The organism is Chryseobacterium pennipullorum (genome assembly GCF_003384725.1).
Classification (GTDB): Bacteria; Bacteroidota; Bacteroidia; order Flavobacteriales; family Weeksellaceae; genus Chryseobacterium; species Chryseobacterium pennipullorum.
In genome coordinates this window covers 319,203-332,111 of sequence record NZ_QNVV01000002.1, presented here as the reverse complement: position 1 = coordinate 332,111, position 12,909 = coordinate 319,203, and the positions used below count along the sequence as shown (strand labels likewise).

10 protein-coding genes are annotated in these 12,909 nt (G+C 33.8%); all 10 read left to right on the top strand.

What is annotated here, in order from left to right:
- Positions 1–29 precede the first annotated feature (29 nt).
- The 10 genes from DRF67_RS03885 to DRF67_RS03840 all read left to right on the top strand — a co-directional run bounded on the left by DRF67_RS03885 (position 30) and on the right by DRF67_RS03840 (position 12,783).
- A complete protein-coding gene (locus tag DRF67_RS03885) occupies positions 30–491 on the top strand; it encodes a regulatory protein RecX (RefSeq protein ID WP_115927092.1) in 462 nt (153 codons plus the stop codon).
- A gap of 406 nt (positions 492–897) precedes the next feature.
- Positions 898–2,838, top strand: coding sequence for a polysaccharide biosynthesis protein (locus tag DRF67_RS03880; protein WP_115926833.1), 1,941 nt, complete (start codon positions 898–900; stop codon positions 2,836–2,838).
- 128 nt (positions 2,839–2,966) lie between these two features.
- Positions 2,967–3,773 carry a polysaccharide biosynthesis/export family protein gene (locus DRF67_RS03875; protein ID WP_115926831.1) on the top strand — a complete coding sequence of 269 codons (807 nt, stop codon included), beginning with the start codon at positions 2,967–2,969 and terminating at the stop codon, positions 3,771–3,773.
- 215 nt (positions 3,774–3,988) lie between these two features.
- Positions 3,989–4,696 carry a polysaccharide biosynthesis/export family protein gene (locus DRF67_RS03870; RefSeq protein WP_228435729.1) on the top strand — a complete coding sequence of 236 codons (708 nt, stop codon included), beginning with the start codon at positions 3,989–3,991 and terminating at the stop codon, positions 4,694–4,696.
- Between the two features lie 8 nt (positions 4,697–4,704).
- Positions 4,705–7,047: a GumC family protein gene (locus DRF67_RS03865; protein ID WP_115926827.1), complete on the top strand. Its 2,343-nt coding sequence runs from the start codon at positions 4,705–4,707 to the stop codon at positions 7,045–7,047.
- Between the two features lie 2 nt (positions 7,048–7,049).
- The gene (locus DRF67_RS03860; RefSeq protein WP_185142045.1) at positions 7,050–8,018 is read left to right on the top strand and encodes an SDR family oxidoreductase; all 969 of its coding nucleotides are present in this window, start codon (positions 7,050–7,052) and stop codon (positions 8,016–8,018) included.
- A 28-nt stretch (positions 8,019–8,046) separates the two neighbouring features.
- Positions 8,047–9,342, top strand: coding sequence for a nucleotide sugar dehydrogenase (locus DRF67_RS03855; protein WP_115926823.1), 1,296 nt, complete (start codon positions 8,047–8,049; stop codon positions 9,340–9,342).
- Positions 9,343–9,384: 42 nt separating this feature from the next.
- Entirely contained in the window at positions 9,385–10,923 is a 1,539-nt protein-coding gene (locus DRF67_RS03850) for an MATE family efflux transporter (RefSeq protein WP_115926821.1), read from the top strand.
- 4 nt (positions 10,924–10,927) lie between these two features.
- On the top strand, positions 10,928–11,917 hold the full coding sequence (locus DRF67_RS03845) for a polysaccharide pyruvyl transferase family protein (RefSeq protein ID WP_115926819.1): 990 nt from the start codon (positions 10,928–10,930) through the stop codon (positions 11,915–11,917).
- On the top strand, positions 11,914–12,783 hold the full coding sequence (locus DRF67_RS03840) for a glycosyltransferase (RefSeq protein ID WP_115926816.1): 870 nt from the start codon (positions 11,914–11,916) through the stop codon (positions 12,781–12,783). Before DRF67_RS03845 ends, DRF67_RS03840 begins: the two co-directional genes overlap by 4 nt.
- Positions 12,784–12,909: the final 126 nt, after the last annotated feature.

The following is a 12,909-nucleotide window of genomic DNA, read 5'->3' as shown; positions in this document are numbered from 1 at the left end:
TGGGCGGAAGCTCATTCTTTTTTTATCCGATGGAAAAGAAGTCTTTTACTTTTGAAGAAATTAAACAGAAGCTGGTTAATTATTGTGTTTACCAGGACCGTTGTCATACAGAGGTAGAGCAGAAAATGAAAGAGTTTTTGCTGATCAATGAAGCAAAAGAAGAAATCCTGCTGTATCTTATGAAAGAGAACTTCCTTAATGAAGAAAGATATACGAGAAGCTATATCAGAGGAAAATTTTATATCAAACATTGGGGACGGAATAAAATAAAAACGAATCTTAAGCAAAAACAGGTTTCTGAGAAACTTATTAAGATATGCTTAGATGAGATATTTGAAGATGATTATATTAAAATAATCAGAAAGATCTACGAAGATTATTTTTCAAGACAAAGCGGACTTCAGGAATATCAGCGAAAATCTAAGACTATAAAATATCTGATGAGCAGAGGCTTTGAATATGAATCAATATTACAGGTTATTAATGATTAATCTATAAAATAAGTAGGCTATTTCATTAAGGTAGAATACGGATAACCCATGAGAAAAAATATAATAATTTTTGAGAATCCTAAGTTTGTATTAGAGTGGTATAATGCTTTTATTTGTAATAGTTTACATTATTTAATTAAAAAAAAATTAAATTTTACTATTCAAAACGTTAAAATGGCATGAAAAATGCTTTTTCTTATAAAGGTCTCTACTTTGGAGATTTTTACCTTAAAAAAATGACTGTACCGTATATATTACGTAGAAAAAGATTAATTATTCAAGACTTCTGTAATAATAATAGCTGTAATACTTCGTGAGCGGCATAATAACCAAAAGAAAGCCCAGAGGTCACTTAATTATGAATACTATCCTTACTCCTACCCATTAATAAATCACTTTACCTTGAATGAAAAAATTGCAAGATGCATTTCGTGCTCTTTACAATGGTGATAACATTGTGAAAATTACGAAATTAAGATATATGCCAAGGTGGTTGGTTATCGTAATCGATATTTTAATTATCTTATTTTCTATTTTTCTTTCGCGTTTATTTTTAAAAAATTTAGATGTGGAGGTTCATTTTCCGGAGTATACTCTTCAGAAAAGATTAATCCTGATAGGACTTAATATTCTGTTTATGTATGTTTTCAAAACATATGCTGGAATTATAAGACATTCCACTTTTTTTGATTTCTTCAAAATTATCCTGTCATCAGGAAGTACACTTATCTGCCTTTTGATCATTAGTTATATGACAGAAGTAACGATGGGACAATCGTTATTCCTGTATCCTAACCTTTTTCTATATTTCCTTATTTCTGTTTCGATAATGTTCTTTTTCAGGATGGTGACGAAACAGTTTTTTAATATTATTGTAGATATTCAGGGAGCATCATCTAAAGTAAAAGTTGCTGTTGTAGGAGTAGGAGAAGCTTCTGTAGCCGTAGCAAGAGCTATTATGCACAATCCCAATTATCCTTACAGGCTTGAAGGTTTCCTTACCGGGAGATCGGATTCTAATAAAGCTTTACTTTTGGGGCACAAAATCTACAATAAAAATGAATTTCTTATCAGTGAGAAGCTCGTCAAAAAATTTGATGCTGTTCTTTTGATAAAAGAAATCATGACAAAGCAGGAAATTGAAGAATGGATGACTTTGGCTCTGGACAAAAACCTGAAGGTTTTAAAAGCACCTACTCTTAGTAAAATGAGAGATAGTGATCTGGTGGGAGGAATCAGTAATCTTCAGATTGAAGATTTGTTGAACCGTAAACCGATCAGCATAGAAAGTGAAGAGGTGATGAGAAGGCATTTTGGTAAAAATGTTTTGGTTACGGGAGGAGCCGGTTCCATCGGAAGTGAAATTGTAAGACAGGTTTCACAGTTTAATCCTTCGCTTATTGTGGTGCTTGATCAGGCGGAATCTCCATTGTACGAGTTGGAATTGGAACTGTTGGAAAAATTCCCTGGTCAGAAGTTTAAATTTGTATTGGCTGATATCTCTAACAGATATAGACTAGAAAAATTATTTGAAGATTATCATTTCTCTATGGTGTATCATGCGGCAGCGTACAAACATGTACCATTGATTGAAGATAATCCTCATGAAGCTATTTTTGTAAATGTTTTAGGAACTAAAAATGTAGCCTTATTATCTAAAAAATATAAAGTTAACCGATTTGTAATGGTTTCTACCGATAAGGCTGTAAACCCTACAAATGTTATGGGAGCTTCAAAAAGGGCTGCAGAGCTGTTTGTCCAATCATTACAGAATACCCCGGGCCATCCTACAAAATTCATCACTACCCGTTTTGGAAATGTGTTAGGATCAAACGGATCGGTAATTCCACATTTCAGAAAACAGATTGAAAAAGGAGGGCCTGTCACCATCACGCATCCTGACATCATTCGTTATTTTATGACGATTCCGGAAGCTTGTGAGCTGGTACTTCAGGCCGGAACAATGGGGAATGGTGGTGAAATTTATGTATTTGATATGGGGGAACCCGTAAAAATCCTCGATTTGGCAAAAAGAATGATCAGGTTATCAGGTTACACCCCTGATGTAGATATGAAAATCACATTTATAGGGCTAAGACCGGGAGAAAAGTTGTATGAAGAACTTCTGAGTAACAATACGGTTACAATTCCTACCCATCACGAAAAGATTTTGATCTCAAAAGATCCTTTGATGGAGTTTGAACAGATCGAATATTTAAGTAAGCATATTATTTTAGCGGCAGTGAAAAGAGACAGGTTGGAAGTAGTGAAAATACTTAAGACTATTGTTCCTGAATTTATAAGTAATAACTCAGAATTTGAGGTTTTAGATAAAGAAACTATTTGATTAATGAAAGGTTGTATTGAAATTTTTAACCAATCAAATTAAGAAGATAAAAGATTTATAGGTGACTACTCGCAATAGACTGTATCACCTTAAAATAATTATCCTATTTTTGTGAAAAAATTATTAAAATGAGTTTCAAGTATTTTATCTACGGAGCACTATGCATATCAGCATTTTCTTGTACCCCCAGGCAAGAAATCAATTATATGAAAGATATTGATGGTATCGCTCTGGAGAATTCGATTAAAAATAGCAGGGTTGATTTTCAACCCGGTGATCAGCTGATTATTTCTATTTCTGCTAAAGATATGGAAGTAGTTAAAATTTTTAATCAAAATTATTCATCAAGTACTAATGTTGCTCAGTATACATTGCCAAGTAGTAATAATCTACCTCAGGCTACTCCTGTTTCAGGACCTACCTATACAGTAGATACAAACGGAGATATTGTATTTCCTCAAGTGGGAAAGGTAAGTACTAAAAATGAAAATATTGAAACATTCAGAGCTAAACTCAGTGATCTCATCAGAGTGTATGTAAAAGACCCTGTTGTTGATGTAAAGCTGATTAATTTTAAAGTATCTGTATTAGGTGAAGTTACCAAACCCGGAACCTATGTAATTCCTGATGGAACTACAACATTATTGGGTGCATTGGGACTTGCGGGAGATCTTACACCTTATGGAGTAAGAAATAATGTTTTGGTCGTTCGGAATATTGACGGTCAGATCAGCAAAGAAAGAATAGATCTTACAAGTGCTAATTTTATTAATTCTCCGTTTTACTATCTGAAGCAAAATGATGTTGTTTATGTGCAGCCCAATGCTGTAAGAGAGAAAGCTTCGAGGGTAGATCCAAATACAGGGTTGTATATATCAGTAGCATCGGTAATTGCCTCTATTACAGTGGGGATCTTAGCCTTAATAAAAAATTAATATAAAACTTAACCTAAAGACTAATATATCATTAAAATTGCCTTATAGGCAAATTAATTAGACACAAATTGTAATTTGTTATTGGATTAGTTGTACTGATCACAGATAATGAATTTACCAGATATAATGCGATTATGAGAAAAACGATTATTAATTATCTTATACTGCTATCAGTGATCCTAGTATCATGTAAACCTAAACAGAACATGGTATATATGGCGCAGCATAATATGGAAGAAGAGGTTGCTAAGGCTAAATTTGAAGGACTTCGTATTCAGGAAAGTGATGTGCTTTTAATTTTAGTTTCTGCATTGGATGAGGCAGCTGTGAAACCATTTAATTTAAACACGACAAACAAGGTTGGAAGCGTATCTGCCGGTGGAGTTAACCAATATGTACAACCCAGCGAATACTTGGTCAATGAGGAGGGATATATTAATTTTCCTGTTTTAGGAAATGTATACGTTAAAGGAATGACCCAGGTACAACTCAAAAATGATCTGGAATCCCGTTTAAAGAGATATCTGACAGATCCTTTAGTAACAACTACTTTGAAAAATTTCAATGTAAGTGTATTAGGTGAGGTCAAAGCTCCAGGACAAAAAGAAAGCACCACACAAAAGCTTAATATTTTTCAGGCCTTGAGTTTAGCTGGAGATATGACCGATTTTGGAGACCGTACAAAAGTAAAACTAATCCGTACTGGAGATAGTGGAGAAGATCAGGTAGTTAATCTTGATCTTTCAAGATCAGATATTGTCAATTCACCTTATTATTATATGAAACAGAATGATGTGCTGTATATAGAACCGGATAAAAATAAACAGGTTCAGGCCAATTCTAATCCTAACAGAGCTCTTACTTTCCAGATTCTTGCTTCAGCATTGGGAGTTGCTACCCTAATCATTTCCCTAACCAGATAATTTAAAATATGCAGCAGATAGACTTTCAGGAAAATGAAGAAAAACTAAATCTAAGAAAAATCTTAGGAAAATATTTAGTTAAGTGGCCATGGTTTGTTGGATCCGCTTTACTCTTCTTAATAGGAGCTTTTATATATCTTAGGTATTCTGTGCCTCAATATCAATCCATTACAACGCTTAAATTTGATAAAAAACAATCAGATATAACAGGAGCGTTAGCAGATCTTGATAATCTCGGACTAGGATTAGGAAATGCAGAAGAATTGAAGAGTGAAGTTGCAGTGGTAAGTTCGAGGCCTATTCTTATGAAGGTGGTGGAAAATCTTAACCTGAACGTACAGTATTATAATTCCGGAGATATCAAAGATTCTGAACTATTTTCGAAAATTCCGATTATAGCCAAAATCATTTCTTATAAAAACCAGAAGGAATTCATATCTTCAGGGTATGTGGTGAAAGAAGTAGAGGGGAATAATTTTGTTTTAGAAGATCATGAAAAAAAGACTTTTAAGGGAAGTTTTGACAAGGCGATGAAATTGGATTTCGGAACCGTAATTTTTCAGAAAATACCTGGACTTACTTTCAGCTCAAAATATAAAATTGTCTTTTGGAATCCAATAGAGAAAGTTAAAAAATTAGAAAAGACCGTACAGGTTAATCTCCCGGATCAGAAAGCTATGTTGATGGACATAAGTCTGGTGGGAGCTGTTCCTGATAAATCAGAAGCTGTTCTTAATGAAATAACCAAACAGTATAATTTAGACGGTCTTAAAGACAAAAACTTACAGGCACAAAATACTCAGGAATTTATAGACAAAAGATTGGAGGTTATTACCCGAGATCTTTCGGGTGTAGAAAATGAGAAAGAGGATTTTCAAAACCGTAACCGCATTGTGGATCTTCAGGCACAGGCACAGTTGGCGCTTCAAAATACAAGCGATAATACAAAGTCTCTACTTTTACAACAGACACAGTTAGACTTGTTAAATTCTCTTCAGGCAGAAGCTTCCAAAGGAAATAATCAGCTTATGCCTTCTAACTTAGGTCTTAATCCGTCGTTAGAACAGGCAATTTCACAATATAACACCCTTCTTATCAGTAGAAATAAGACATTAAAGCAGGCTACCAACGAAAACCCTGCTGTTATAGAAATGAATAAGGAGATTGCCTCGTTAAAAGATGTTGTTCGTGATAATATTCGCCAACAAAAAGCGACGATTCAAGCTTCTATTGCTCAAATAAATGGACAGATTTCTGCTAACACAGGAATGATAGAAAAAGTTCCCGGACAGTCTAAAATTTATAGGGGAATAGAACGCCAGCAAAATCTTAAAGAACAGCTTTTTCTTTTCCTTTTGCAGAAAAGAGAAGAGAACGCAATTAATTTATCTGTAAATGTTCCTAAGGCAAAGATTGTAAACCCGGCGTATACAAATGATACTCCGATATCTCCTAAAAAAAGCATGATTTTTTTCGGGGCTCTTGTATTAGGGTTATTATTACCTTTTGTATTCTTTTATCTTTTCTACATGTGGGATGATAAAATATACAGCCGTACTGATATTACAGAAAGAACCTCACTGGGAGTACTGTCAGATATACCATCCTTGAAAGATGACCAGAGCCATCTTGTACAGAGAAATGATTTTTCTGAATTGGCTGAAGCATTCAGGGTATTGGTATCCAATCTGAAATTTGTATTACCTAAAAAAGATAATGCCAAAGTAATAATGGTTACCTCGTCTGTAAAAGGAGAGGGTAAAACTTTGGTTTCTGTTAATTTGGCACTTACACTGGGAAATAAGAACGGAAGATCTCTACTGATTGGATCAGATATTAGAAACCCTCAAATTCAGAGATATGATAATGAGCCTATCAAGGGAAAGGGACTTACGGAATATCTATATGATGAATCAACAAAAATTGAAGAATTAATTCATACCTCAGATACTAATCCTAATTGTGATGTAATCTATGCAGGAACTATTCCTCCAAATCCGCAAGAGCTTCTTTCGAATGGAAGATATCAGATTCTTATTAAGGAATTGGTTGATAAATACGCTTACATTGTCATAGATTCGGCACCACTTATGCTGGTTTCAGATACACTTAATCTTTCAGATACTGCTGATGCAACATTATATGTTGTAAGATCGGGGGTGTCCAGGAATATATTAATAGATTTTGCAAACAGTCTGGTAAGAGAATCGAAATTGTCAAACGTTTCTTTTGTTATTAATGATGTTTCTAAAAATGTAGGAGGTTATGGTTACGGCTATAATTATGGCTATGGATACGGCTATACCACTGAGAAAGACAAAAAATGGTGGCAAAAATTATTTAAATCATAAGTATGAATACAATTTTAATTACCGGTGGAGCTGGTTTTATAGGCTCTAATTTAACCGAGTACTTTCTAAATAAAGGCTATAAAGTAAGATGTCTTGATAATTTTGCAACCGGACACCGTCATAATGTAGCTCCTTTCTGCGAAAATACTGATTATACATTGATAGAAGGAGATATTCGCGATCTTGAGGTTTGCCAAAAGGCCGTGGAAGGAGTAGATTATGTCTTGCACCAGGCAGCATTAGGTTCTGTTCCTCGTTCAATAAAAGATCCGATTACCAGTAATGATGTTAATGTCTCCGGTTTCTTAAATATGTTGGTGGCGGCACGTGATGCGCATGTTAAACGTTTCGTATATGCTGCCTCATCTTCTACCTATGGAGATTCAGAATCTCTGCCTAAAGTTGAAGATGTGATTGGAAGACCCCTGTCTCCCTACGCCATTACAAAATATGTTAATGAGCTTTACGCGGATGTATTCAGTAAAACGTACGGTATAGAATGTATCGGACTACGTTATTTCAATGTTTTCGGGCGCCGTCAGGATCCCAATGGAGCTTATGCCGCAGTTATTCCATTATTTGTTAAACAATTGATGAGCCACGAGTCGCCTAAGATTAACGGAGAAGGAAATTATTCCCGTGATTTTACTTATATAGATAATGTTATTCAAATGAATGAGCTGGCTATGCTGACGGATAATCCTGAAGCAATCAATACCGTTTACAATACTGCGGTCGGTGATCGTACAACGTTAAATGATTTGGTGAAATATCTGGGAGAATATCTTGGGGAGTTTGATTCTGAAATTTTGAATATCAAGCCTGTCCATGGTCCTAATAGATTGGGTGATATTCCCCATTCTTTAGCATCTATTGAAAAAGCAAAATCCTTGCTGGGCTACCAGCCTACCCATACCATTGATAACGGGCTTAAAGAAGCCGTAAAATGGTACTGGGAAAACTTAAAATAAATTTACAATCAAATTAATACAATATTAAATGAATACGACGCATAAAATTGCAATTATTGGGTTAGGTTATGTAGGTCTGCCTTTAGCACGTTTATTTGCTACAAAATTTTCTGTAGTAGGATTTGATATCAATCAAAAACGTATTGAAGAACTCAACCAGGGAAAAGATCATACATTGGAACTGGATGATGATATTTTGCAATCTGTACTGGTCGCTGAAAATCCTTTTAACACATCAGAAAATGGACTATATTGCTCTTCAAACCTTGATGATATTAACGACGCCAGTATTTATGTGATCACGGTACCTACACCTGTAGATAAGAATAATCGCCCGGATCTTACCCCTTTATATAAGGCTTCAGAAACTGTAGGTAAAGTCCTATCAAAGGGAGATATCGTAATTTATGAATCTACAGTATATCCTGGGGTAACTGAAGAAGAGTGTATCCCGGTATTGGAAAAAGTATCAGGATTAAAATTTAATGAAGATTTTTATGCAGGATATTCACCGGAACGCATTAACCCTGGAGATAAGGAACATACCGTTGAGAAAATTTTAAAAGTTACATCAGGTTCTACTCCTGAAATTGGTAGGATTGTAGATGATCTTTATAAATCTGTAATTGTAGCAGGTACACATTTGGCGCCTACTATTAAAGTAGCTGAAGCGGCAAAAGTTATTGAAAACTCACAACGCGATATCAATATTGCTTTTGTAAACGAATTGGCAAAGATTTTCAATCTGTTAGAAATAGATACACATGCTGTTTTAAAGGCTGCCGGAACAAAATGGAACTTCCTACCTTTCAAACCTGGACTTGTGGGTGGACATTGTATTGGTGTTGACCCTTATTATCTTGCTCAGAAAGCGCAGGAGAAAGGATATCATCCGGAAATTATTTTAGCAGGAAGGCGTTTGAACGATTCAATGGGAGAATACGTAGCATCTCAGGTTGTGAAAACAATGATCAAAAAAAATATCAAGGTAAATGGAGCCAAAATATTGAATCTGGGAATCACCTTTAAAGAAAACTGTCCGGACGTACGTAATACAAAAGCAGTGGATGTTATTAATGCTCTGGAAGATTATTCAATGGAAGTTACCACTTACGATCCTTGGGCAAATGAAGCAGAAGTTCATCATGAGTATGGTATACATTCTGTGAGTTCTTTAGACAGAATTACAGATAAGTATGATGCCGTAATTCTTACCGTTGCTCATAAAGAGTTCCTCGAACTGGATTTCAACAAGTTTTTAAAAGAGAATTCAATTATTTATGATGTGAAAGGCATTTTACCAGAGTGTGATTCGAGGTTGTAGAATTTTTAAATAGGTTTGTCGCTGAACAAACCTTACTTTTTTATGTCAGATTCAAAGAGAATAGCCAAAAATACATTTTTTCTTTATATAAGGATGATTATCAATATGTTAATATCCTTGTATACCTCTAGGGTGATATTGAATACTTTAGGTGTTACAGATTATGGGATCTATAATCTGGTTGGTGGCGTTGTGGTATTATTTTCTTTTTTAAATAACGCCATGACAAATGCTACGCAGCGTTTTCTGAATTATGAAATTCCTTCAAAAATAAAGGAACGTATCAACAGAGTCTTCTGTATGAGCATTAACATACATTTTGTGATTTCCATTATTGTTGTCATTTTATCTGAGACGGTGGGGCTTTGGTTTTTAAATTATAAATTGAATATACCGGATGATAGAATGTATGCAGCAAATATAGTGTATCAGATGTCTATACTGACTACTCTTATTAATATCATGCGAATTCCTTACAATGCTATGATTATCACGAATGAGAAAATGTCTTTCTATGCTTTTTTAGGCATTTTTGAAACATGTATGAAATTGATTATTGTATTCTTATTATTGTTTTTTAAGAAATATGATTTATTGATTTTATATGGGATTTTGCTGATGTTAGTTAATTTACTGATCAATATTATTTATTTTGTTTATTGCAGTAAAAACTTTCATGAACAAACCCAACTGAGGTATGTGAAGGATAAAAAATTGTTTAAGGAATTAATTTCTTTTTCAGGTTGGAATCTTTTCGGACAGGTAGCCGTTTTAAGCTCAACACAGGGAATCAATATGATCCTTAATATCTTTATAGGAGTAACAATTAATGCGGCTATGGGAATTGCCAATCAAGTAAATGCAGCAATATATAATTTTATCTCTAATATGCAAGTGGCATTCACCCCACAAATTGTACAATCGTATGCAGGAGGACGACACCAGCAACATAAGAATTTGGTACTTAATTCTTCCAAATATTCATTATATCTTTTTCTGATTCTTGCCATTCCTTTTTTGATCCAGACCGAGTTTATATTGCATCTTTGGTTGGGGAAAAATCTTCCTCCATATGTGATCAGTTTTACCCAAGTAATAATACTCAATTCTATTGTAAGTGCTATGGTGGGATCTTTCTGGATGTCAGTAAATGCGATTGGCAATATTAGAAATTATCAAATTGTTATTTCCTGTATCTTAATACTCAGCCTTCCTGCTTCCTATATTATCCTTAAAAATGGATTGCCTCCAACATATGTGTTAATTGCTAATCTGTGTCTTAATATTATTACGTTTCTATATAGATTTTGGTATATTAATCAGAAACTGGTATTTAAAAGGTCTGAAATATTAACCTACCTTAAGGGAATCGTCTTTGTACTCATCTACATTATTGTGTTGATTTATCTGTTCAAAAATAATAGCGAGAATAATTATTTCAACATATTTTTTCAGATTGGTGTTGCCGAACTTATTTTAATTGCTATCGCCATATTTACTGGAGTGAGTAAAGAAGAGTTTTTGATGATTAAAGGTTTTGTGAATAATAAATTAATGAAGAACTTCAAAGGAAATAAATAATTATATGAATAAAGAGAGGATAGAAAATCTGAGAGCCGTTGTAAGGAAGGTTCTTAACCAGAATATAGATGGTGATTATGTGTTATTGGATGTTCCTAATCACAGTAATATTGGTGATACCCTTATTTGGGAAGGAGAACTGAAGTATTTGGAGGAGTTAAAATATAAATGTCTTTATACTTCGAATATCTTCACTTATGACTCTAAAAAAGTGCCCAAAAATGCAATTATTTTATTGCATGGTGGGGGTAACTTTGGGGATGTATGGTCAATGAACCAAAAATATCGAAATCAGGTAATCACGGATTTTCCCAACAATAAAATTATCATTTTTCCACAAACATTACATTATCATAATGAGCAGAATGCCATAAACGATTCCAAGTTATATAAAAAACACCCTAACCTTATTATCTGTACTAGAGATCAGGTGTCGTTAGAAATAGCTCAAAAATACTTCCCAAGCAATAATATATATATGCTTCCTGATATGGCTTTTTTTAATGATTTTTCAGAATTTGTTTCAACTTCTAAGACCAATAAAACTCTTTTGCTTGAAAGAATGGATAAGGAGTTAGGAAATGTAGCTCTTCTTCAGAAGCAACTGGAAACACTTCACAAAAGTGAAACTAAAATAGAAGTTAAAGATTGGCCTGGCTTTTATAAACAAGGAACCCTTCAACAAAAAGCAGACAATCTATATAATTTTGCTGAAATAGTGGGATCTAAAATTCTTCTTAAAAGTCCTTTGAAATTTCTGGTAAATGATGCTCACGGTCTTCGCGGTAAGAGATATAAAGAACGCAGGATAAAAACAGGGATTAAGTTTATCAACCACTATGATGTTGTTTATTCTACTAGACTTCACGGTTTTATTCTTGCCGTTTTATTAAATAAAAAAGTATTTATCTTTGATAACAGCTATGGAAAAAATAAAAACTTTTTTGAAACATGGTTAAAGGATTTTGAAAATGTTAAATTGATTTCAAAATGATCAGTGTTATCCTTCCTGTATATAATGCAGAAAAATATGTTTCTGAGGCTATTCAAAGTGTTTTGGACCAGACCTATAAAGATTTTGAGTTAATTATCCTTAATGATGGCTCAACTGATCGTTCTTTGGAAATAATCAATTCCTTCAAGGATGAAAGAATTGTATTAGTTGATCAGGCTAATGCAGGGTTAGCAAAGACTTTAAACAGAGGTTTAGCTCTAGCTAAAGGTGAATATATTGCACGGATGGATGCTGATGATATTTGTTTACCCAATAGGTTTAAAGAACAAATTAATTATTTGGTTAGGCACCCAGAGGTGGGGCTGTTGGGAACAGCAATTGAATTAATAGATGATGAAGGGAAGCATTTGCTATATAACCCTCCTTTAGTCGGACATGAAGTTTTGACAGCAGCGATGATGACGAGAGGAAATCCAATGAAGCATCCTTCTGTAATGTTTAGAAAAGAAATTGCAGTTCAATGTGGAGGGTACAATGAAGATATCGGTAAATATTTTGAGGACTATATGTTGTGGCGATTAATGAGTACTCAATGCAAAATTGATAATCTTCCTAAAATATTACTCCAATATCGTTTGACTCCCACGTCAATTGTAAGTACAATGAAGAATAAAGAACTTGATGAATTTGTACAGTATGTAATTAAGAAAGGTGAATTTAATGCAGAAGATAAGAAGCAGTGGCTGCAGGTGTTAGATAATATGGCGAAGAACAAAAATATTGAGGATCGGAATACAAATACAGTACATCGTGATTTTTATAATAAATGTTTAGATATTGGATATATTTTCATGGGAGATTTTTTAATCAGAATAGTATCAAATTTGAAAAAAATTAAATATTAAGAAATAACAGGGTAAGATACTTTTATAATACCTAATCTGTGAAAGTACACATTAATACTAATACTAGCATGGGACTTATCCTAAATAAAGATGAAGTCTATTAATTTCCTGATATCTTTAAATAAG